Annotated in this window: 24 protein-coding genes; 17 read left to right on the forward strand and 7 right to left on the reverse strand. The window is 73.6% G+C overall.

All coding sequences use genetic code 11. The annotated features are described in order from the left end of the window. Positions 1–19: 19 nt before the first annotated feature. Positions 20–448, forward strand: coding sequence for an archease (locus tag ABZU69_RS24145; protein ID WP_354966606.1), 429 nt, complete (start codon positions 20–22; stop codon positions 446–448). A gap of 39 nt (positions 449–487) precedes the next feature. Here ABZU69_RS24145 and ABZU69_RS24150 read toward each other — a convergent pair whose 3' ends face one another. Continuing rightward, positions 488–1906 carry an RtcB family protein gene (locus ABZU69_RS24150; protein ID WP_354966607.1) on the reverse strand — a complete coding sequence of 473 codons (1419 nt, stop codon included), beginning with the start codon at positions 1904–1906 and terminating at the stop codon, positions 488–490. 72 nt (positions 1907–1978) lie between these two features. Here ABZU69_RS24150 and ABZU69_RS24155 point away from each other — a divergent pair, with 72 nt between their 5' ends. From ABZU69_RS24155 to ABZU69_RS24175, 5 genes are all read left to right on the forward strand, one after another. After that, positions 1979–2785: an SDR family oxidoreductase gene (locus ABZU69_RS24155; RefSeq protein WP_354966608.1), complete on the forward strand. Its 807-nt coding sequence runs from the start codon at positions 1979–1981 to the stop codon at positions 2783–2785. A gap of 122 nt (positions 2786–2907) precedes the next feature. Then, the gene (locus ABZU69_RS24160; RefSeq protein WP_354966609.1) at positions 2908–4008 is read left to right on the forward strand and encodes a DUF5919 domain-containing protein; all 1101 of its coding nucleotides are present in this window, start codon (positions 2908–2910) and stop codon (positions 4006–4008) included. Positions 4009–4082: 74 nt separating this feature from the next. Next, complete coding sequence (locus ABZU69_RS24165; RefSeq protein ID WP_354966610.1) at positions 4083–4979, forward strand: pentapeptide repeat-containing protein; 897 nt, start codon at positions 4083–4085, stop codon at positions 4977–4979. A gap of 19 nt (positions 4980–4998) precedes the next feature. After that, positions 4999–5205, forward strand: coding sequence for a hypothetical protein (locus ABZU69_RS24170; protein WP_354966611.1), 207 nt, complete (start codon positions 4999–5001; stop codon positions 5203–5205). A gap of 39 nt (positions 5206–5244) precedes the next feature. Next, the gene (locus ABZU69_RS24175) at positions 5245–5481 is read left to right on the forward strand and encodes a preprotein translocase YidC (protein ID WP_354966612.1); all 237 of its coding nucleotides are present in this window, start codon (positions 5245–5247) and stop codon (positions 5479–5481) included. Positions 5482–5499: 18 nt separating this feature from the next. Here the strand turns inward: ABZU69_RS24175 and rnhA are convergent, their stop codons facing one another. Beyond that, the gene (gene rnhA / locus ABZU69_RS24180; RefSeq protein ID WP_354966613.1) at positions 5500–5976 is read right to left on the reverse strand and encodes a ribonuclease HI; all 477 of its coding nucleotides are present in this window, start codon (positions 5974–5976) and stop codon (positions 5500–5502) included. Positions 5977–6094: 118 nt separating this feature from the next. Here rnhA and ABZU69_RS24185 point away from each other — a divergent pair, with 118 nt between their 5' ends. Further along, positions 6095–7201: a serine hydrolase domain-containing protein gene (locus ABZU69_RS24185; RefSeq protein WP_354966614.1), complete on the forward strand. Its 1107-nt coding sequence runs from the start codon at positions 6095–6097 to the stop codon at positions 7199–7201. A 9-nt stretch (positions 7202–7210) separates the two neighbouring features. Here ABZU69_RS24185 and ABZU69_RS24190 read toward each other — a convergent pair whose 3' ends face one another. Next, positions 7211–8503: a lycopene cyclase family protein gene (locus ABZU69_RS24190; protein ID WP_354966615.1), complete on the reverse strand. Its 1293-nt coding sequence runs from the start codon at positions 8501–8503 to the stop codon at positions 7211–7213. Positions 8504–8563: 60 nt separating this feature from the next. Beyond that, positions 8564–9835: an MFS transporter gene (locus ABZU69_RS24195; RefSeq protein ID WP_354966616.1), complete on the reverse strand. Its 1272-nt coding sequence runs from the start codon at positions 9833–9835 to the stop codon at positions 8564–8566. A gap of 345 nt (positions 9836–10180) precedes the next feature. On the opposite strand from ABZU69_RS24195, the gene ABZU69_RS24200 reads away from it, so the two are divergent. The 6 genes from ABZU69_RS24200 (at position 10181) to ABZU69_RS24225 (ending at position 14385) form a co-directional block, all read left to right on the forward strand. Next, complete coding sequence (locus ABZU69_RS24200) at positions 10181–10666, forward strand: hypothetical protein (protein WP_089021271.1); 486 nt, start codon at positions 10181–10183, stop codon at positions 10664–10666. A gap of 115 nt (positions 10667–10781) precedes the next feature. Beyond that, positions 10782–11366: a class F sortase gene (locus ABZU69_RS24205; RefSeq protein ID WP_354966617.1), complete on the forward strand. Its 585-nt coding sequence runs from the start codon at positions 10782–10784 to the stop codon at positions 11364–11366. 106 nt (positions 11367–11472) lie between these two features. After that, positions 11473–12579 carry a magnesium and cobalt transport protein CorA gene (locus tag ABZU69_RS24210; protein WP_354966618.1) on the forward strand — a complete coding sequence of 369 codons (1107 nt, stop codon included), beginning with the start codon at positions 11473–11475 and terminating at the stop codon, positions 12577–12579. A gap of 38 nt (positions 12580–12617) precedes the next feature. After that, on the forward strand, positions 12618–13385 hold the full coding sequence (locus ABZU69_RS24215; RefSeq protein WP_354966754.1) for an SGNH/GDSL hydrolase family protein: 768 nt from the start codon (positions 12618–12620) through the stop codon (positions 13383–13385). A 47-nt stretch (positions 13386–13432) separates the two neighbouring features. Then, positions 13433–13852, forward strand: a complete 420-nt coding sequence (locus ABZU69_RS24220; RefSeq protein WP_354966619.1) for a YchJ family protein — start codon at positions 13433–13435, stop codon at positions 13850–13852. 146 nt (positions 13853–13998) lie between these two features. Continuing rightward, positions 13999–14385 carry a VOC family protein gene (locus tag ABZU69_RS24225; RefSeq protein WP_354966620.1) on the forward strand — a complete coding sequence of 129 codons (387 nt, stop codon included), beginning with the start codon at positions 13999–14001 and terminating at the stop codon, positions 14383–14385. Positions 14386–14445: 60 nt separating this feature from the next. Here ABZU69_RS24225 and ABZU69_RS24230 read toward each other — a convergent pair whose 3' ends face one another. The 3 genes from ABZU69_RS24230 to ABZU69_RS24240 form a co-directional block, all read right to left on the reverse strand. Then, positions 14446–15741, reverse strand: a complete 1296-nt coding sequence (locus ABZU69_RS24230; protein ID WP_354966621.1) for an MFS transporter — start codon at positions 15739–15741, stop codon at positions 14446–14448. A gap of 208 nt (positions 15742–15949) precedes the next feature. Beyond that, the gene (locus ABZU69_RS24235) at positions 15950–16885 is read right to left on the reverse strand and encodes a hypothetical protein (RefSeq protein WP_354966622.1); all 936 of its coding nucleotides are present in this window, start codon (positions 16883–16885) and stop codon (positions 15950–15952) included. An 80-nt stretch (positions 16886–16965) separates the two neighbouring features. Next, a complete protein-coding gene (locus tag ABZU69_RS24240; RefSeq protein WP_354966623.1) occupies positions 16966–17844 on the reverse strand; it encodes an SPFH domain-containing protein in 879 nt (292 codons plus the stop codon). A gap of 291 nt (positions 17845–18135) precedes the next feature. On the opposite strand from ABZU69_RS24240, the gene ABZU69_RS24245 reads away from it, so the two are divergent. From ABZU69_RS24245 to ABZU69_RS24260, 4 genes are all read left to right on the forward strand, one after another. Then, positions 18136–18729 (forward strand): hypothetical protein, encoded by a 594-nt coding sequence (locus ABZU69_RS24245; RefSeq protein ID WP_354966624.1) that lies wholly within the window; start codon positions 18136–18138, stop codon positions 18727–18729. An 85-nt stretch (positions 18730–18814) separates the two neighbouring features. Further along, on the forward strand, positions 18815–19936 hold the full coding sequence (locus ABZU69_RS24250) for a histidine kinase (RefSeq protein WP_354966625.1): 1122 nt from the start codon (positions 18815–18817) through the stop codon (positions 19934–19936). Then, positions 19933–20607 (forward strand): response regulator transcription factor, encoded by a 675-nt coding sequence (locus ABZU69_RS24255; protein ID WP_354966626.1) that lies wholly within the window; start codon positions 19933–19935, stop codon positions 20605–20607. The genes ABZU69_RS24250 and ABZU69_RS24255 overlap by 4 nt, the downstream gene beginning before the upstream one ends. A gap of 155 nt (positions 20608–20762) precedes the next feature. Further along, positions 20763–21893: an N-acetylmuramoyl-L-alanine amidase gene (locus ABZU69_RS24260; RefSeq protein ID WP_354966627.1), complete on the forward strand. Its 1131-nt coding sequence runs from the start codon at positions 20763–20765 to the stop codon at positions 21891–21893. Positions 21894–21994 lie beyond the last annotated feature (101 nt).

Raw genomic sequence — 21994 nt, forward strand, 5'->3', positions numbered from 1 at the left:
GGCCGGCATGATCGGAGGCATGCAGCGCTCGACGCAGCGGGGGCACCGGAGCGTCCCGCACACCGCCGACGTACGGATCGAGGCGTGGGCGCCGGACCGGGAGGGGTGCCTGGCCGAGGCGGTCGCCGCGCTGGTCGAGACGTTCGCGGACATCAGCGGCGCCCGGGCGGAGGCGGACACCGAGTTCGAGCTGCCGCCCGGTGACGATGAGGACCTGCTGGTCGGCCTGCTGGACGAGGTGATCTTCCGGCTGGACACCGAGGGCACCCTGCCGCTGGACTGCGACGTGCGGTCGACCGGGGCCGGTGGCCTGCTGGCCCGCTGGCGGTCGACCAGCACCGACGCGGTGGAGCTGGTCGGCGCGGTGCCGAAGGCGGTGTCGCTGCACGCGCTGCGCGTCGGCCCGGACGACGCCGGCTGGTCGTGCGCGGTGACCCTGGACGTGTGAGCGTCGGCGGGCGCGCAGCCGCGGGTCAGCCCGGCCCGGTCAGCCCTTGACCACGCCGAGCGGCGTGAGCCGGGCGACAAGCCGGCACAGGCCCGCGCCCCGGGCCGCTTCCACCACCGCCGACACGTCCTTGTACGCCTCCGGCATCTCCTCGGCCAGCCCCTTCCAGGACGCGCCGCGTACGGCCACGCCCCGCGCCGCCAGGTCGCGCCGCACGTCCTGGCCCCGGGCGGCGCGGGTGGCCTCGCCACGGCTGCGGGTACGGCCGGCGCCGTGACAGGTGGACGCGAAGGCCGGGTTGCCGGCGACGCCGGTGAGCACGTACGACGAGGTGCCCATCGAGCCGGGAATCAGCACCGGCTGTCCCGCGTCGCGCAGGTCGGCAGGGAGGTCCGGGTGGCCGGGCGGCAGCGCGCGGGTGGCGCCCTTGCGGTGCACGCAGAGCTGCCGGGTGCCGCCGTCCCGCTCGTGATCCTCGATCTTGGCGAGGTTGTGCGACACGTCGTAGACCAGGTCCAGGTCGGTCCCGGCGACCCGGCTGAAGACCCGGCGGGCCGCCTCGGTGAGCAGTTGCCGGTTGGCCCGCGCGTAGTTCGCCGCTGCGGCCATCGCGCCCAGGTAGGCCCGTCCCTCCGGCGAATCGACCGGCGCGCAGGCCAGCTGCCGGTCCGGCACCTCGATGCCGTGCCGGGGCATCACCCCCTCCATGATCCGTACGTAGTCGGTGCAGATCTGGTGGCCCAGCCCGCGCGAGCCACAGTGGATCATCACGCAGACCTGCCCCTGGCGCAGCCCGAACGCCGCGGCGACCGGCTCGTCGTACACCTCCTCGACGGCCTGCACCTCAAGGAAGTGGTTGCCGGAGCCGAGGCTGCCGACCTGGCCCTGCCCGCGCTGCACGGCCCGCTCGCCGACCTGCGCCGGATCGGCGTCGGTCACCGCGCCGCCGTCCTCACAGCGGGCCAGGTCCCGGGGCACCCCGTGCCCCTGCTCGACGGCGTACCGGGAGCCACCGCGCAGCACCGCGTCCAGCTCGGCGCGGTCCGCGAGCTGCCAGACCGAGCCCCGGCCCATGCCACGCGGGATGGCCGGGTCCAGACCGTTCATCAGCGCGTCGATGATCCGGGGTAGCTCCGCCCGGTCCAGCTCGGCGGTGAGCAGCCGGACCCCGCAGGAGATGTCGAAACCCACCCCGCCGGGCGAGACCACACCGCCCGCGGCGACGTCGGTGGCCGCGACGCCACCGATCGGGAAGCCGTAACCCCAGTGCACGTCCGGCATGGCGTACGACGCGTCGACAATGCCAGGCAGGGTGGCCACGTTCGCCACCTGGTCCAGCGACCGGTCGGCACCGACGTCGGGCAGCAGCTCCGGCATGGCGAACACGACCCCGGGCACCCGCATCGGCGCCTCGCGGTCGATCCGGAACCGGTACGGCGACTCCTGGACCAGCTCCATGCCCGGACGGCTACCCGCCACGCGCACTCGTACACCCGGTTGGCGCCCGTCCGGTCCGGGTAGTGCGGGAGCATGCCCCAGCGGTACGAGAACTACCCGAGAATCGCGGTCGTCACCGGCGCGGACTCCGGCATCGGCAAGGCCTGCGCGGTCGCCCTGGCCGAGGCCGGCTTCGAGATCGGTATCACCTGGTACGGCGACCCCGACGGCGCCGAGCGGACCGCCACCGAGGTCCGGGCCATCGGGCGGCGCTGCGAGGTCGCCGAGGTCGACCTGACCCGGCTGCCGGAGGCGGCGGCGGTCGTGGACGAGCTGGCCGACCGGCTGGGCGGCATCGGGGTTCTGGTCAACAACGCGGGCACCGGCGCCTCGACCCCGTTCGTCGACACCTCCTGGGAACAGTGGCGGGAGGTGCTGTCGGTCGACCTGGAGGCGCCCTTCCTGTGCGGGCAGCGCGCCGCCCGGCGGATGCGGGCCGCCGGGAACGGCGGGCGGATCATCAACATCACCAGCGTGCACGAGCATGCGCCCCGGGTCGGCTCTGCCGCGTACTGTGCCGCGAAGGGTGGGCTGGGGCTGTTGACCGGGGTGATGGCACAGGAGTTGGCCGCCGATGGAATCACCGTCAACGCGGTCGCCCCGGGTGAGATCGCCACGCCGATGACCGGTCAGGAGGACGTCGACCCGTTCACCCAGGAGCGGCCCGGCGTACCGGTGGGGCGGCCGGGCGACGCCCGGGAGGTCGCCGCAGTGGTCGCACTGCTCGCTTCCCCCGCCGCCAGCTACGTCACCGGGGCGTCCTGGCCGGTCGACGGGGGCATGCTGCTGATGGGCCCGCAGGCCAACAGCCTGACGTCGAACGACTGGCGCTCGGTCTGACCCCCAGCGGAAAACACCGCCGGTCGCGAACGGGACAGCGAGCGGCAAACCGGGCACGTATCCTTCCCCCTTCCGGTGATCAGCGGCGGCGGTGAAGCCGGTCGACGACGGAGGGGGACCGGATGCCCGAGTGGGCTGGTCGGGGCGGCCGGCAACGACGCGCCTTCGTCGTCGGTGGGGCGCTGCTCGGGATCGCCGCCCTGATGCTGCTGGCCGCCTGGCGCAGCACCGGCTTCCTCAGCGACCTCCTGCTCAACCTGGGCGCCAGCGTGGTGCTCGCGGCCATCTCGTATGTCATCTTCGATCCGCTGTTCGAGGAGGCCCGCAAGGCGCGGGTACAGGAGCACCTGAGCTTCGACCAGCAGGCTTTCGTGGCGCGGCTGCACCGCGCCGGCCGCCGGGTACGGATCCTCGACACCTGGACCATCCTGCTGGAGCAGCGGCACCGGGAGGAGACCTTGGCGGCGGTACGCGCGGCGCTGGCCAACGGCTCCCAGGTGCAGCTGCTCCTGCTCGACCCGGACTGCACCGCCGCCCAGCAGCGCTCCGAGGAACTGGAGCGGCAGCGGGTAAACGTGCCGCGGCAGATCCGCACCAACCTGCGCCACCTGGCCGCCTTCTCGGACGCCCTCGAGCCCCGGCTGCGGCACCGGTTACAGGTCCGGCTCTACGACGCCTCCCCGTCGATCCAGCTCTACCAGTGGGACGGTCGCGCGCTGATCTCGTTCTTCCCGATCGGGAAGCTGTCGTTCAACGTGCCCCAGCTCGAGGTGGACATGGACAGCCCGTGGGGCGGATTCGTGCACGCCCGGTTCGAGGAGCTGTGGGAGCACGAGCAGGCGACCTTGGATTTGGAGCGGTACTGGTCGGTGACGGTCACTCTGCGCCACGACGACTCGGACGTGGTCGAGGTGCAGGTGCCCTACGTGACGGTGGACGGGCAGCACTACGTCGACTGCCACGCGTTCCGGCTGGCCCGGCCGCTGACCGTGCGGGCCGCGCTGCCGCCACGGGCACCCGGGGCGGCGCCGGAGGTGTTCACCCTGGCCGAGCCAGCCGACGGAGACCGTACGCCGGTCGCCACCGTGGTCCGGCAGTTCGACCAGAAGTACGGGCCCGGCAACGGGGAGCGGGCGATCCGCCGGTTGGCGCCGCAGCAGCCGGCCGGTCCGCGCACCCCCGCGCCCCGCTCCGCGGCGACCGGTGACACGCACGGACGGTGACCCCACCCGGCCGGTCGGGACGGCGCGCGGGACAATGGTGGCTGCCGTGCCCGATCGCCAGGAGGACCGTCCGCGTGTCGCCCAGCCCCGCTCCCCCGCCCGGGCCGACGCAGCTGCGCGCCGACTGTGGGCGCTGCTTCGGGCTGTGCTGCGTGGTGCCCGCCTTCGCCGCCTCGGCGGATTTCGCCGTCGACAAGCCGGCCGGTCAACCCTGCGCCAACCTGCGTCCCGACCACCGCTGCGGCATCCACACCGAGCTGCGGGAGCGCGGGTTTCCCGGCTGCACGGTGTTCGACTGCTTCGGCGCCGGCCAGCAGGTCGCCCAGGTGACCTTCGGTGGGCGGGACTGGCGGGACGCGCCGCAGATGCTGCCGGAGATGGCTGCGGCGTTCACCGTGCTGCGTCCGCTGCACGAGCTGCTCTGGTACCTGACCGAGGCGTTGGCGCTGCGCCCGCCGGCCGAGCTGCGCGTCGAGCTGGAGCGCGCCCGCGCCGAGATGTCGGCGCTCATCGGGGGCGAGCCGGCGCAGCTGCGCGCGGTGGATGTGGCCGCGCACCGAGACCGGGTCAACCCGTTGCTCTCGCGGGCCGGGGAAGCGGCCCGATCCCGGGGCGGCGCCCCAGGCCTCGACCGCCGTGGCGCGCAGCTGCTGGGGGCGGATCTGCGCGGAATGGACCTGCGCCGGGCCAACCTGCGCGGGGCGTTGCTGATCGGCGCCGACCTGCGCGGTGTCGACCTGGGCCTGGCCGACGTCACGGGCGCCGACCTGCGCGGCGCCGACCTACGCGGCGCGGACCTGCGGGCCACCCTCTTCCTGCACCAGGCCCAGCTGGACGCCGCTCGCGGTGACGCGCGCACCGGGCTGCCGGCGACGCTCACCCGGCCGGCGCACTGGACGGCGCTGTCGCTGACGCCGGTCCGCCGACCGCACCAGGCCGCGGCGCCCGCCCGCCGCGGCCGGCGCCGATAGGCGACGCCAGCCCGATCGGGTGCGCGTCGCGGTCAGCCTCCGGTCAACTCGCGGAAGCCAGCGTGGACCGAGCACTGCGGGCAGCGGCGCGCTGGCGCTGGCCCTGGTCGTGGCGGTCAGCCGCCGCGGGACGCTGCGGCTGCCGTCCGCCCCGCCGCCGGCCGAGACGATCACACCGGCGGTCAGCGCCAGCGGGCGAGGTTTCGTCGGCGACGACGCCGGGTAGCCACCGCCGACGCGGAACGGCACCGACGGGGGGCACGGCGTGGGTTTCCGAAAGCGCGACGGTGAGCTGCCGAGCGACCCGCAGCACAGCGAGGACGAGGCCGGCCAGGCCCGGTTGGTGCAGGTCGAGGCGGACACCGAGGTCCCGCCGCCGGACGGCACCGACGTACGGCCGGACATCGTGACCGAGGACGACAACTCGGGTGTCGCCGGGGGCTCCTCCGGCAGCAGCGGCGGTGGGTCCAGCATGCCCGGGCACCCGGACGCGACCCGCTGACGCGGGCTCAGCGCGGAGTCAGCGGCTGGCCAGCGCGGCCGCCCGCGCCTCGGTCATGCCCTTGTTGGCCAGCCCGTCGGCCCGCTCGTTCTCCGGGTGACCGTTGTGCCCCTTGACCCACAGCCAGGTGACCTGGTGCCGCTCGCAGGCGGCCTCCAGCCGCTGCCACAGGTCGGCGTTCTTCACCGGCTGCTTCGCGGCGGTCAGCCAGCCGTTGCGCTTCCAGGACGCCAGCCAGCTGGTGATGCCGTTGCGCACGTACGTGCTGTCGGTGTGCAGCTCGACGGTTACCGGCCGGTTCAGGCTCTCCAAAGCCTGGATGGCCGCCATCAGCTCCATCCGGTTGTTGGTGGTCGGACTGGCCTCGCCGCCGCACAGCTCCCGCTCGTGGTCGCCGTAGCGCAGCAGGGCGCCCCAGCCGCCCGGTCCGGGGTTTCCGCTGCACGCCCCGTCGGTCCAGATCTGCACACCTCTGCCGGCCGCCGCGTCCACCATGGCGAGCAACCTACCGGGCTGCGACGCCGCGACCCGCGCTCGGGTGGCCGCCACGCCGGGTGTCGCCGGTCGAAAATCCCGCGCGTCGCCCCGGCCCGGTCTGCCAGAGTCGATCACCATGGGCGGAAACTGGGACGGCCTGCGGGCCGACGTGCGGCAGCGGATCGACGAACTGATCGCCGCCGGGCGGGAAGCGGGCGTGCAGGTCGCCGCGTACCTCGACGGCGAGCCGATCCTGGAGGTGCACGCCGGTGCCGCCGACCGGGCAACCGGCCGGCCGCTGACCGCCGACACCCCCGTCTGGAGCGTGTCCACGGGCAAGGCGCTCACCGCGACGGTGGTGCACGTGCTGGCCGAGCGCGGTGAATTGGACTACGACCTGCGGATCGCCGAGGTGTGGCCGGAGTTCGCCCGGCACGGCAAGGACGGGGTCACCCTGCGGCACGCCCTAACCCACACCGCTGGCGTACCCGCCCTGCCGGCGGACGTGATTCCGGAGGACTTCACCGACTGGGACCGGATGTGTCAGATGGTCGCCGACGCCGAGCCGATCGCCCCGCCCGGCGAGCTGAAGGCGTACCACGCGTGGACCTTCGGCTGGCTGGTCGGCGAGGTGGTCCGCCGGGTGACCGGCCGGCGCGTCTCGCAGGTCCTCGCCGAGGACGTGGCCGGCCCGCTCGGGGTGCCGGGCGAGCTGTACCTCGGGGTGCCCGCGGCCGAGCTGGGTCGGCTGGCCCGGGTCGAGGACCGTAACCTGTCGGCGCTGTTCGACTACGCCAGCGCCAACCTGCCGAACTTCGACCGGGTCGCCCCGCCCGGCGTCCGGCCCGGCGCGGAGATCGGCAGCCGCGCCGACGTCCTCACCGCGGACGTGCCGGCCACCGGCACCATGACCGCCCGCGCGGCGGCCCGGATGCTCGCCGCGCTGATCGGCGAGGTGGACGGCGTCCGGCTGATCTCACCGGCGCGGCTGCGTGCCGCCACCACGCCCGCCGGTCCGGGCCGGGAGTGGGTGTTCGGGCAGGAGGCGACCTGGGGCCTCGGGTACGCGGTGGACTCCGACGGGTCGTTCGGCGCGGCCGGCAGCGGTGGCAGCCTGGCGTACGCCTATCCGGAACTGGGGCTGACGGTCGCGGCGACGAAGACGCTGCTCGGGGCCGGCGACGGTGACCCGATGGAGGACCTGCGGGTCCTGATCCGTGACGCGGTGACCGCCGAGCGCTGATTCGCCCGGTCAGCGGGGCGGCGCGCCGGGCTCCGACCCGACGCCGTCCGGCCCGGCATCGCTGGCTCCGCCGGCGGGCGGGACGCCCACCACGGCCGCCGGGATGGCCGGGGCGGGTCGGGTCGGGCGCAGCCGGTCGCGGACGCGGTCCACCGCGTCGCCGGCGGTGGCCGCGATCATCGGCAGCAGCCGGGTGGAGTTCATCACGGCGACCTCCTCGGCGGGGGTGGTCACGCCGTCGAGGAAGCGCAGCACCCGCTCGGCCGGGTTGCGGTCGAAGAGCCGGTCGAAGAAGTCCGGGCCACCGACCCCGCCCCGGTCCAGCGCGCGCAGCGCGACCGCGTCCATCCAGCGGTGCCGGCGCGGGTACGCCGGCGCGGGCACCGGCGGCCGCCCGGCTGCGAGGGCACGGGCCACCTGGTCGGCCTGGCGGTACATCGCGGAGAACGTGAAGCCGGTGGAGGGGCGGGTCGCGCCGCCGGCCGTGCCGAGGCGGACCACCCGGGGTGAGGGCCGGGCCGGGAACGGCGCGTCGGTCATCGGGATCACCCCGTTCTCCACCTCACGCACCCGCAGCCCGGCCGGATCGAGCCCGAGCAGGTCCCGGTAGCCGGCCAGCGCCGTGTCGTACCCGGAATCGGTGAGCAGTTCCGGCGAGAACTCGGTGTACTCGACCAGGGCGTAACGGTCGCTCACCGGGAGCATGTACCCGAACGAGACGCCCCGGGTTGGCTGCGGGGTGCGGAAGTCCATCAGCACCGCCCGCGCCGGGTCGAACACCGGCCGGTCGGCTTCGAGCCACCACCCCCGGAAGTGCTGCAACCAGGTGGTGCGCCCGGGTCGGGCCGGTGGGCGGGGACGGGAGTCGAGCACCCAGCCGGCCCGTACGGTGGGCTCGCCGCCGGTGCGCACCACCACCCGGGTGCCGTCGTCGACGACCGTCCCGGCGGGCACGACGATCCGGGTGGCGCCGAGGCGGCGCTCGGCCTCGGCAGCCCGGTCGTAGACCGGGCCGGAGCGGAGCATGGCGTACCGCAGCGGGGCCAGGTCGAGCACCCGACGCCGCGCCGGCGTGACCACGTCGACCTGCTGCCAGCTCGCGCTGAGCAGCGGGTCCAGGTCATCGTCCGGGTGGCCCCAGAACGCCCAGGTGCGGTCCTGGCCGCGCCGGCGCACCGGGTCGACGACCGCGATCCGCAGGTCGCGGACGCCGTGCCGGTCCAGCGCGGCGAGCAGCAGCGACGCGGCGCCGCCGCCGCCGAGCAGCGCGAGGTCGACGTCCAGCGGCGCGGATCCGGTCACCCGCCCCACGCTGCCACACCGCTCTGCCCCACCACCCGCCGCCACCGACGCGGCGCGTCCTCAGCCCACCCGGGCGGGATCGGGTACGGCCGGGGGCGGGTCGGCGTAGGCGCGGGCCACCGTCGCGCGGGTGAAGACCCGCCAGGTGGCGGCGGAGACGCCGATCGCCACCGCCAGGCCGACCCAGTAGGGCGCGGTGATGCCGAACCGGGCGGCGAGCAGACCACCGAGCAGGGCGCCCACGCAGTTGCCACCCGCCGCCACGAAGAGCGTGGTGCTGGCCACCCGGCCCTGCAACTCCGGCGGGGTGAGCCGTTGGCGCAGCGAGTTCGCCACGATGTTCCACAGTGCGCTGTGTACGCCGAAGGCGAAGAGCGCGAACCCGACCACGACCGTGCTGCGGGAGGCCGCCAGCGCCAGGTGCAGCCCCGCCTCGATCAGCAGGCCGATCCGGATCGTCCAGGTGGCGCCGGACCAGGCGATGAGCCGATCGCCGAGGAGCGCGCCGAGCACCCCGCCGAAGGCCATGCAGGTGAACAGCAGCCCGTAGCCGACGGACCCGAGCCGCAGTCGCTCGTCGGCGAGCAGCACCAGCACCGCCAGCGCGGCGGTCAGGGTCACGTTGAGCAGGCCGATCAGCACGGCCATCGTCCGGAGCAGCCGCTGATGGGCCAGCCAGCGCAGCCCTTCGACGATCTCCCCCCGCATCGAGCGGGTACGGCGTGCGCTCACGTCGGTGGCGGCGGCCCGGAAATCGCCTCCGATGAGCGCCACCAGCACCGCGCTGAGGGCGTACGTGACGGCGTTGACCAGGAACGGGCTGCTCGCCGCGAGCACGAACAGGAGACCGCCCAGCGGTCCGGCGAGCATGCCGTGCATGAGGGTGGTGCCGCCGCCGAGCCAGCCGTTGGCCCGCTCCAGGCGGTGCCGGGGCACCACGCTCGGCAGCACGGCCTGGCCGGCCGCACGGAACACGATCTCACCGGTGTTGACGACGAACAGCACCACGTACAGCAGCGCCACGCCGGCTGTCCCGGTCATGATCGCCGCGGCCAGCACGGCCAGCGCTACCACTCGCACCAGGTCGATGACGATCATCAGGCGGCGCCGGTCCATCCGGTCCACCAGCACCCCGCCGGGCAGCGCGAAGAGCAACCAGGGCAGCCAGGCCACGGCGGACGCCGCAGCCACCACGAGCGGGTCGGTCGTCCGCGAGGCGACGAAGAGCGGCGCGGCGACGGTGGCCAGGCCGCTGCCCAGGGCGGAGAGGGTGCTGGCCGCCCACAGCCGGGCGAACCGCGTGCCGAGTCCGGCGTCCCTGTCCCTTGCCACGGGCACGGAACCTACCAGCGAGCCGGCCCCGGCGGAGCCGGCCGGCTGAGCCGCCGACCGGGTGGTGCATTACCGCCGTCGCCGGCAATACCTCGCCATCGGCCCACCCGTGACAGCCCGGCCGGACGGACATCGACCGGATCAGCGGTGCCGGTCCGGCCGTGCGGGCCTTTCCGCAGCTCTCCCCGCCTTCGGGTGGACACGTGACGGCAACGAGGATTTCTCATTTTCACCGGATCGAGGTCCCAACGCACCTAGTGTTGGGCACACCGGTGCTAGTCACGGAGTTGGCCACCCGAACGACGTCCCACGCAGTCAGCGGACGAAAAGTGAGGGAAGACGCGTATGAAGGTCTCAACAGCACTCTGTTCGGCAGCGCTCGGCGTGGGCCTCGGCACGCTCCTGCTGCCGGGCGCCGCACTGGCCGACACCACCGTGTCACCAGCCACCACCCCGGTCGGTGGGACCGTCGTGCTCACCGCGACGACCTGCAACCCGAAATCGGGCGACGCCATCTTCCGCGTCACCGGCCCCAACCGCGACCAGAACGTCCGGTCCACCACCGCCGCGGCCGGCGGCGGACTCAGCGCCGAACTCTTCACCGCCGGGTTCACCCTCGGTACGTACACCGTGGCGGCCACCTGCGGCGACGGCAGCTCGGCCGGCAGCGCCACGTTCACCGTGACCCCGATCGGCGGCGCGCCCGCCGGATCCGGCGGCGGCAACCGCGACAACGGTGCCCTCGCCGCCGGCGGCACGCTGCTCGGCACCGCCCTCGCCGGCGCGGTGATCCTGTTCCGCCGGCGCCGTCCGGTGTCCGCCGTCGCCTGATCGGCGACCCGCTCCATCCCTGAGGACGGGTGCCCGCACCGGTGTCACCGGCGCGGGCACCCCGACGATCCCGTACGGAGGTCGGCACGTGTGGAGACGGCGGACCCTACCGGCCGTGGTCGCCCTGCTCGCCGTGAGCGGGCTGGGGCTGATCACCGTCGGCGTCACCGCCGACCCGCCGCGGCCGCCCCGGCCGCCGGCCGACGCGCCGACCCGCACCCACGCCGCACCGGACCTGGCGCCGCTGCCCCGCGCCGCGCCCGTCCGGGTGCAGATCCCGGCCATCGGCGTACGCGCCGAGGTCGTCCCCGTCGGCGCGGACGCCGCCGGGGTGCTGGAGGTGCCGCCACTGGACCGGCCCGCCCTCGCCGGCTGGTACCGGCACGGGGTCAGCCCGGGTGAGACCGGCAACGCCGTCCTGGTGGGACACGTCGACTCCCCGGCCGGGCCGACGGTCTTCTTCGATCTCGGCCGCCTACGCGCCGGCCAGGAGATCCAGATCACCCGCGCCGACGCGCGCGTCACGACGTACACCGTGGACAGTGTGCGGTCGTATCCCAAGGAGCACTTCCCCACCACGCTGGTCTACGGTCCGGCGGACATCGCCGGGCTGCGCCTGATCACCTGCGGCGGCCGGTTCGACACCGGGACCGGCAACTACGTGGACAACATCGTCGTCTTCGCCACCCGCACGGCCTGAGCCCGGCCGCCCGGCTGTCGGGAGCCGGACCCCGCTCGGCAGAATGCGGTGGCACCGTCCCCTGCGGGCATCGTGGAGCGGTGCGCCGGCGACGGGGAGGCACGCGGTGGATCAGCATTCCGTACGGGACCGGGCCGGCCGAGGCGTACGCGCCCTGACCCGTCGGCTCCTCGGTCGGGTCGAGGGCCGGTCGCCCGCTCCGCGCCGGTCCAACCCGGACGCCGTGGTCGACTGCGCCGTCTACGTCAACGGCCGGCGCGAGCCCGGCCGCCCGCACTACGCCGACGCGTACGCCCACGCCCGGCGCGGCCGCGACGCCTTCGTCTGGCTGGGGCTGCACGAGCCCGGGCCGGCGGTGCTCGCCGCGGTGGGCCGGACCTTCGGGCTCGACGAGCTGACCGTCGAGCAGGCGCTCGCCGACGGGCACCGGCCCACCGTGCAGCGCCACGGGCCGGTCACCCTGCTGGTGCTGCGCACCGCCGGGTACGTGGAGCACGACGAGCTGACCGACACCTCCGAGGTGATCGACACCGGGGACGTGATGGTGCTGCTGGGGGACCGGTTCGCCCTCACGGTGCGGCACGGCGCCGCCGGGGCGCTGCGCAGCGTCCGTGCCGACATCGAGCGCCGGCCGGCGCTGCTGGCCGCGGGACCGTGGGCGGTGGCGTACGCGGTCTGCGCTCGGATGGTCGACTCCTACCTGGAGGTGGCCGGGCACGTGGAGCGGGACCTGGAACGCGTCGAGGAGTCGGTGTTCGCCCGTGACCGCTCCGCCAACATCCAGCACATCTACCAGCTCAAGCGGGAGGTGGTGGAGTTCAAGCGGGCGGTGCTGCCGTTGCAGGCACCCCTGCGTTCGCTGCTCGACCCGGGCCCGGACGGGCCGCCGCGCGCCCTGCACCGCTGGTTCGTCGACGTGGACGGCCGGTTGGGCCGGGCGGTGGACCGGGTGGCCGCGTACGACGACCTGCTCACCTCGATCGTCCAGTCCCGGCTGGCGCAGCTCGCCGTGGAGCAGAACAACGACATGCGCAAGATCGCCGCGTGGGCGGCCATCGCGGCCACCCAGACCGGCATCGCCGGCGTGTACGGCATGAACTTCGACCACATGCCGGAGCTGGCCTGGCGCTACGGCTACGCGGGCGCGCTCGCCCTGATGGCGGTGGCCGCCCTCGCCCTGTACCGGCTGTTCCGGCGCTCGGGCTGGCTGTGAACTCCCCGTCCACCGCCGTCGGCTAACCTCGCGCGGTGATGTGGCAGCGGTACGTGGCGATCGGCGACAGCACCACCGAGGGGCTCGACGACCCGGACGGCGCTGGCGGCTACCGGGGCTGGGCCGACCGGTTCGCCCTGGCGGTGGCCCGCGCCCAGGGCGGCCTGGAGTACGCGAACCTGGCGATCCGTGGCCGGACCACCGCGCGGATCCGCGCCGAGCAGCTCCAGCCCGCCCTCGATCTGGCCCCCGACCTGGCCACCGTGGTCGCCGGCATGAACGACGTGCTGCGCCCCTCGTTCGACGCCGACCAGGTCGCTGAGGATGTCGCGGCGATGCAGCGGGCGCTGGTCGGGCAGGGTGCCACCGTGCTGACGTTCACGATGCCGGACCCGGCGCCGGTGATGCCGCTGGCCCGGCCGCTGCGGGGTCGGATGCTGGCCCTCAACGAGGCGCTGCGGGCCGCCACCGCGCGGACCGGCGCCACCCTGCTCGACCTGGGCGCCCACCCGGTCTCCTCCGATCCCCGGCTGTGGAGCGACGACCGGCTGCACGCCAACAGCGCCGGGCATGAACGGATCGCCGCCGCGCTGGCGTACACGGCGGGTCTGCCCGGGTTCGACGACTCCTGGACGCGGCCGTTGCCGCCGCCGCCACGGCGTCGGCGGGGCGAGGTGTTCGGCGCGGAGCTGGCGTGGAGCCGACGGCACCTGCTGCCCTGGCTGGCCCGGCACCTGCGCGGCCGGTCCTCGGGCGACGACCGGGTCGCGAAGCGGCCGGTGCCGCTGCCGGTGTCGCTGGATTGACGACGGGCGGTGCCCGGGGCCGGCAGGTGGTGCGGCAGGATGGCGACGTGGGCAAGGGTGCGGGGCGCCGGCGGGCGGACGCGACGACGGGACGGGCCTGCCCGTGCGGCTCCGGTCAGGCGTACGCCGACTGCTGCGCGCCGCTACACCGGGGTGTGGCGCAGGCGCCGACCGCCGAGGCGTTGATGCGCTCCCGGTTCAGCGCCTTCGCCGTCGGCGACAGCGGCTACCTGCTGCGGAGCTGGCACTCCTCGACCCGCCCGGAGCGGCTGGAGCTGGACCCGGGGCAGCGGTGGACCCGGCTGGAGGTCGTCGAGACCGAGCGGGGCGGCCTGCTCGACACCGCCGGCACGGTGACCTTCCACGCCCACCACCGGGCGGCGGGGCGCCCGGGCACGCTGACCGAACGCAGCCGGTTCGTCCGCGAGGACGGCCGGTGGGTCTACCTCGACGGCGAACAGTCCTGACGACCGCCCGGACGGCCGGTTCGGTCGTAGGATGATGGTGGCCCTGGTTCTGCGCCGCACCTCACCGTACGAGCAGGTCCGCGCGGTGTACGGGGCCCGGTCAGCGACGTGGCGGCGGCTCCGCTGGAGTCGGACGGAGACCACGGATGACCATGACCTTCATCAATCTGCCGGTGCGTGACCTGACCACCGCCGCCGAGTTCTATCGGTCGCTCGGCTTCACCAGCGAGCAGGCCGAGCTGGATGGGGACAGCCAGTCGTTCACCATCTCCGACGGCACCCGGCTGATGCTGCACCTCCGCTCGGCCTTCGAGGAGTACACGGGGCTCACCGTGACGGACACGGAGAGCAGCCGTGAGGTCATCGTGGGGGTGACGACCGAGAGTCGGGAGCAGGTCGACGAGCTTGTCGACCGGGCGGCGGTGGCAGGCGGGGAGTCGCTCGGGCCGGGGACCACCAATGGCGGGCTGTACATGCGCGGCTTTCGGGACCTCGACGGCCACCAGTGGTCGTTCCTGCACATGCAGGGTTGAACCCGGGTCCGACGGCGATCGGCGCGACCGCCGCCGGGCTCGTGCCGCACGTCGCCCCGGTCACTCCGGGCCGGGTGCGCCGACCGCCGCGACGCCGCCGCGCGCGCCCACGCTGGCCGCGCGACGCCGACGGTGGGCCACCAGCACCAGCGCCACGATGAGGTACGGCCCGGCCGCCACCGCGAACGCCACCGCGTTGCCCGCCGCCGTGGCGACGAGGCCATAGCCGACGTAGGTCACGATGACCAGCACGTCGGTGGCCATCCCGGCCAGCGAGGTGACGGTGGCGCGGCTGTTCCCGGTGATCCGCGCCTGGAGCCGCGCGTCGGCCAACACGGTGGCCAGTTGCGCGGCCCCGAACGCCACCGCGAGCAGCACGAACCCGGCCGGGTGCGCGATGAGCGCTCCCCCGGCCAGCGCACCGGCGACGACGACCAGCAGTGCGGCGTAACCGAGCGCGCCCAGCCGCTCCCCCGCCGGAGCGAGCAGTCCGCCGGTGGTCACCCCGGCCCAGAGCAGCAGGAGCAGCAGCGGCACGACCTGCGCCCCGACGCCGGTGTCCAGGGCCAGCAACGGGGTGTACTCGTCGAGGGCGCCCCAGTCGGCGGCCACCACCGCGACCAGCAGCACGGCGGCCCGCACCGGCGGATGCGTACGGACCTGTGTCACCCCCGCCCGCAGCGTGTCCCACCAACCCGGATCGCTGTCGTGCACACCCGACGGTGATTCCGGGTCGGCCTCCCCGGCCACGGCGGGCGCGGTCGGCGGTGTGCGGTGCTCCGGGAAGCGGCCGGCGACAGCGGCGGCGAGCAGACAGGCGAGCACGCTGCCCACACCGACCGCCGGGTAGCCGCCGACGGCGAGCACCGGGCCGGCGAGCACCCCGGAGACCAGCACGCCCAGCACACCCGCCGTCCGGGCACGACCGAGCACCCGGGGATACCGGCCGACCGCGCCGAGCCGGTCCAGTTCGGTCCAGACCAGCGCCTCCAGGGCGCCGGAGACCAGCGCGCCACCGGCGCCCCAGAGCAGGAACCCGACCGCGAACGCCGGGTACGACGGGACCAGGACCCAGAGGGCGTACGCGGCGGCGGTGACCAGCGGAGCGAGGCGCAGCAGCAGCCGGCGGGACACCGTGTCGGCCCAGGCGCCGGAGGGCACCTCGAACAGGATGCCGGCGGCCGACCAGATGACGAAGAGCGAGGAGATCTGTCCCACCGACAGCCCGGTGTCGGCGAAGAGCAGCGCGTACACCGGGTAGAGCAGGACGAGGTCGCTGAGGAACGCGTACCCGTAGAGGGTGGTCGTCAGCCGGCGGACCGGCGGGTCGGGCACGCGTGCGGCGATGCGGGTCATGAGGCCTTCCCGTGGGAGTGGAGACGGACACCGGACGTGCGGTGCCCGTGGTGGCCCACGGGATCGGCCTACAGCGTTGGATCAATGTCGTCAGGTCATGTCGGAGATGCTAGACCCGCCTCGCGGCGCCGGCCAGCGCTTTCGGCACGCCGGACGACGCGAGGCGGGGCGGGACCTCGCGGACCCCGCCCCGCCGTCCGGTACCGCGTCAGCGACGGTTCGGGTCGACCGGCGGAATGACCGTGGTCGCCTCGCTGTCGTCGCTGGCGCGCTGGTCGGGCACCACGCGATCGGCGCCGGCGCTCACCACCTGGGTGGCCTCCGGGTCGGCTGCGGGACGCACCACCTGGGTGGCGTCCGGGTCGACCGGGCGGGCGACCACCTGGGTGGCCTCCGGGTCGGTGCTGGGGGTCGCCTGCCAGGCCAGTTCGGCCTCGGCGTCCCGGCGGCCGGCCCGGTAGGCGCGGGCGTGCGTGGCGATCAGCTGCGACTCCTGCTCCGCGCGGCTCAGCCACGACTCCCAGCGGCTCTGCATGGGACGGATCAGGCCGCCACCGACCCCGACGACGAGGATGCCGCCGACGGTGGCCAGCACGGCGATCAGCACGGGAGTGGTGACCGCGGTGGCCACGCCGACCTGGTTCAGCGCGGCGATGACACCGAGGCCGAGGATGAACACCGAGGCGATGCCGGCCAGCACCCGACCGTACGACAACCCGCCGAGCGCGCCACTGATGATGTCCTTGACGGCGTTGGCGATGGCGGCGGCGACCACGACGATGACGATCGCGACGAAGGCGCGGGGCAACCAGGACACCACCGCGGCGATCAGGTCGGAGATCGGGTTCGGGCCCCAGATGCCGAAAGCGAGTTGAAGGGTGAGCAGCAGCACCGCGTAGTAGACGAGCTTCGCCACGATGTCGCTGGCGTCGTACCGGGAGCGGCTCAGTGCCCGGCGGACGCCGCCGCGCTCGACTGCGCGGTCGAAGCCCACCCGTTCCAGCACCTTCTCGACGATCTTCAGCACGGCCTTGGCGATCAGCCATCCCGCCACCAGGATCGCCAGGAAGGCGACGGCCTTGGGCAGGAAGAGCATCACCGAACGGAGGGCGTCGCCCACCGCGTCGCTGACGTTGTCACTCATCGGGTTTTCCTCCACGCGGGGCAGCCGGGACGGTCGGCCCCCGACCTACCCCCGCCGACGCGCGCGGAAACGCCGGCCGCTCAGCGCTGCGGCGTCCCGGGGTGGTCGTCGCCCTCCTCGGCGGCGGCGGCAACCCCCTCCGTCACCGGCCCCAGATCCGGCGTCGCGGGTGTCACCGGCTGGCCCGGCCCCGCTGCGTGTGGTGCCATCTGGTCGAAGAAGCGCAGCAGCTCGACCGGGAACGGCATGACCAGGGTGCTGTTCTTCTCGGCCGCCACGTCCACCACGGTCTGCAACAGGCGTAGCTGGTACGCGCCGGGTGTGGCCTCCATCGCCCGGGACGCGTCGGCCAGGCGCCGCGACGCCTGGAACTCGCCGTCCGCGGCGATCACCCGGGCCCGGCGTTCCCGTTCCGCCTCGGCCTGCCGGGACATCGACCGTTTCATCCCTTCGGGCAGCGAGACGTCCTTGACCTCCACCCGCTCGATGAGCAGCCCCCACGGCTTCTCCGTGGGCGCGTCGATGACGGACTTCAGCTCGGCGTTGACCCGCTCCCGGTCTCCCAGCACGGTGTCCAGGTCGGCCCGGCCGATCACCGAACGCAGCGCGGTCTGCGCGACCTGGAGCACCGCCGAGGGATAGTCGTGCACGTTCACCAGCGCCTTCACCGGGTCCACCACCCGGTAGTAGACGACCGCGTCGACGGTGAGCGTGACGTTGTCCCGGGTTATCGCGCCCTGTGCCGGTACGCCGATCACGGTGGTCTGCAGGCTGACCCGCGCCATCCGGTCGGCGATCGGGACGATCAGTTGCAGGCCCGGCTGACGGACCCGTTCCAGCACCCGACCGAACCGGAACACGATGCCGCGTTGGTACTGCTGCACCTGACGGAGGCTGAGTGCCAACGCCAGCAGCACGACCACGACGACGATGACCAGGCCAACGACGGCGGCTCCCATGACATCCCGCTCCCCGGAGGCGCCCACCTCCCGGAGCGCCGGGTACCCGTTCCGCTCCCCGCCATGCGGCCCCGATCGCAACACGCGGCGAGCGGGATCGTGGGTGAAGTGCTCGCGAACGCGTGCCGCGCGGAGCCCGGCGTCTCGCCCGCGCGGGGGAGGCGCTCATGCGTGCGAGGGAGGTGCCGGGTGCGGGCAAGATCGCCCGGCGGAGCGATCCCATCGGGGCGGCGAAACGGCAGGCTCGATCACGTTGAACACACGGCGCAAACACCCCGAGGAGACACCACAATGAAGTTCCGCCGCCCTGCTTTCATCGCCGCGCCGGTCCTGGTCATGGGCTACGGGATCATCCGTCTCGTCGACGGCCTGGACGGCATTCGTGGTCCCGGCCCGGCCTGGACCATCGGGCACCTCGCATTCATCGGCGCACTCATCGCGTTCATCTCCGCGTTCTGGCAGATGCGTCGCATGGCTGGCGGCCGGGTCCTGGCGACGCTGAGCGCCACGGCCGGCACCCTCGGCGCGCTCGCGCTGATCACCCAGTTCTCGATCGACATCGCAGCCGGCTTTCTGGCCACCGACAACTACGGCATGAGCATGATCGTCCACCAGGTACGCACTCTGCCGGGTGTCTCGCAGCTGGCCTACGACTTCGGGCCCTACGCCTTCTACCTCGGCCAGCTCGTGCTGGTCGTCCTGCTCGCCGTGCAGCGCCGGGTCAAGCTGTGGACGACGGGCCTGGTGCTGGCCGACCTCGCTACGCCGTTCATCGACAAGGACCTGATTCCGCTGGGCGCGGTCCTGTTGCTGGTCTCCTTCCTCCCGCTGGCCCGCGGCACCACCGCCGCCACCCCGGCGAACCCGGTGCCCGCTCTCGCCTGAGCGGAGAGTCCGGAACCGATCCCCCCGGCCGCGGGGGGATCGGTTGCACCTGGGGAGGGGGTCGGCGGTTATGCATACTGTCGCGATGTCGCTCGCCCGCTTCGTACGCACCACCAATCCGTACGTGGTGGATGCGGCGATCACCGTGTTCGTCCTCGTCGCGGTGTCACTGCCGTTCGTGCTTCCCCGGCCGGGTGGCACACCGGGGCTGCTGGCGTACCTGCTCACCGCGGGTACGGCGATCCCGCTGATCTGGCGCAGACGGGTGCCGTTCACCGTGTTGGTGGTGGTCGCGCTGGCCACGATCGCGGGCAAGGCGGTGGACGCGCCAGGGCAGCCCCTCGCGTACGGCGGGTTGGTCGCGCTCTACACGGTCGCCGCAATCGGCGGTCGCCGGCAGCGCTGGGGCGCACTCGCCGCGACCTTCCCCGGTGTGGCGGCAGGAGTGGCGTTCAACACGAACCGCGTGAGCGAGTACTTCTACACGTTCCTGGTCTTCTTCACCGCGTACGTCCTGGGTCGGCTCAGCCACGCCCGCCAGGAGCGCGCGACCGCCCTGGAGGACCGGGCACTTCGGGCCGAGCGCGAGCGCGAGTTCGAGGCCGATCGGGCCGCCGCGCGCGAGCGGGCCCGAATCGCCCGGGAGATGCACGACGTGCTGTCCCACGCGGTGAGCCTCATGATCGTGCAGGCCGAGGCCGGGCCGGTTGCGGTGCGCACGGCCCCGCACCGGGCCGAGGCCGCGTTCGACGCGATCGCCGCCGCCGGCCGCGACGCCATGGTGCAGCTGCGCGGCATGCTCGGCCTGCTGCGCTCGGAGGCCGGACCCCGCGGCCCGCAGCCCACCCTGGCCCAGCTGCCGCCACTGATCGACGGTGTCCCGGTGGCCAGCCTGCGGGTGACCGGCGAGCCGCGCCCGGTGTCGGCCGACGTGGAGCTGGCCGCGTACCGCATCGTGCAGGAGGCCCTGACCAATGCCGTCAAGCACGCGGCGGCCAGCAGGGTCGACGTACACCTCGGCTGGTCGCCCGAGGCCCTCACGATCACCGTGACCGACGACGGTGCCGGAACCGGCGGCCCGGGCGGCGGACACGGCCTCATCGGCATCCGGGAACGCGCGACCGCCTGCGGCGGTACGGCGAGAATCGGGCCGGACGCAGGTGGACGTGGGTTCACAGTCGGGGTTCGGCTACCGTTCCCGGCGTGACGATTCGGGTGGTGATCGCGGACGACCAGGAGCTTGTGCGCAGCGGGTTCGCCATGATCCTTGACGCCCAGCCGGACATTACCGTCGTCGCCGAAGCCGGTGACGGCGAGGCGGCCGTGACCGCCGTTCAGGAGTACCGGCCGGATGTGGCACTCCTGGACATCCGAATGCCGACGATGGACGGTATCGAGGCCGCCCGTCGCATCTGCGCGGACACCGGCAGCCGAGTGATCATGCTGACCACATTCGACCAGGACGATTACATCTACGAAGCGCTCTATGCCGGTGCCAGCGGCTTCCTGCTCAAGGACGTGCGCCGCGACGACCTCGTCCACGCCGTCCGGGTCGTGGCCTCCGGCGATTCGCTGCTGGCCCCCTCGGTGACTCGGCAGATCATCGCCGACATCACCGCCCGCCACCGGCCCGGTGCGACCCGGCTGGCCGACGCGCCCGACGCCCGCCTCAACGTGCTCACCACCCGCGAACGGGAGACCCTGCACCTGCTGGGCCGAGGTCTGTCCAACGCGACGATCGCCCAGACCCTGATGGTGAGCGAGCACACCGTGAAGACCCACGTCAGCAACGTGCTGACCAAGCTCGGCCTGCGCGACCGTGCCCAGGCGGTGATCTGCGCCTATGAGACCGGCCTGATCACCGCCGGCGAGAACTGAGCCGCACCGGTGTGCGCATCACGAGTGGGTTGGTCCGAGCGATGACGTGGGGTGGTGAACCTCTAGCGCGCGGACGAGTTTTGGCAATATCCTCCGGAGAACGTGCGGCCATTGGAGCTACTTTTCATTCACCGCCGGCCGCAGGAGGAGACAACATGCACGTCGACCCTTCCGAAGTGGACCGCCGGACGCTGCTGCGGGCCGGTCTCGGCGCGGCCACGGTCGCCGTGGTCGGGAGCGAACTCGCCTTCCCGGGCGCCGCGCAGGCCGCCCCCGGCACCGACCTGGACTGGATCATCAGCTGCGACGAGTGGGCGGCTCGCCCGCCGAAGGACCCGCTGTCGGTCAGCGCCATCGCCACCAACAAGATCATCGTGCACCACATGGCGTTCCCGAACGTCACCGACTACTCCCAGGAGCAGGCGGTCAAGCTGGCCCACGACTGCCAGGACCTGCACATGGACGGCAACGGCTGGTCCGACACCGGCCAGCACTTCACGGTGAGCCGGGGTGGCTACGTGCTGGAGGGTCGGCGGGGCAGCCTGGAACGCCTCGAAGCCGGCGACCGGCAGATGATCTCGGCGCACTGCCCGGGCGAGAACGGCCGGGCCATCGGGATCGAGAACGAGGGCACCTACGTCACCGAGACGCCGCCGAAGGCGCTGACCGACTCGCTGGTCAAGCTCTGCGTCGCCGTCTGCCGGCAGTACGGGCTGCACGCGCACGACATCTTCGGCCACTGGGACTTCCGCACCACGCAGTGCCCCGGCGCCGCCTTCTACCGCGAGTTCCCGGCGCTGCGCCGGCGGGTGTTCGCCGCCCTCGGCACCGATCTGGCCGACGTTCCGGCGCGCCGCTGGCCCGACCTGTGGCGCTTCGTCAACTCCCCGTCGGTCCGGGTGGTGCAGTACCTGCTCGCCTTCCGCGGCTACCCGGTGACCGTCAGCGGCACCTTCGACGCCGCGACCGTGACCGCCGTGCAGGACTGGCAGGCCCGCAACGGCATCCCGGTTGACGTGGATGCCACGCTCACCACGCCGACCTGGGAGACCCTGGTGCCCGAACTGGACCAGCACGCCAGCGGCCTGCCGGTGACCGCGGTGCAGGAGATGCTCTTCACCAAGGGGTACGCCGTCACCGTCACCGGCGCGTACGACCACGCGACCCGGGACGCCGTGAAGGACCTGCAGGCGCTGCACGGGCTGCCGCGCAACGGCAAGCTCAGCACGAGCACGTGGTGCACGATCGTCGGCGGAAATGTCCGCCAGTCGTTCCGGCACCGCTGATCCTCCGGAGCACCGGCGGCGGCGCGGGCGCGAACCCGTGCCGCCGCCGGGCCCGGCAACCAGCGCAAACGTGGGCGCGCCTCGTTGGTCGCCCTCCCCCG

Source organism: Micromonospora sp. NPDC005206 (assembly GCF_040608175.1).
Lineage (GTDB): Bacteria > Actinomycetota > Actinomycetes > Mycobacteriales > Micromonosporaceae > Micromonospora.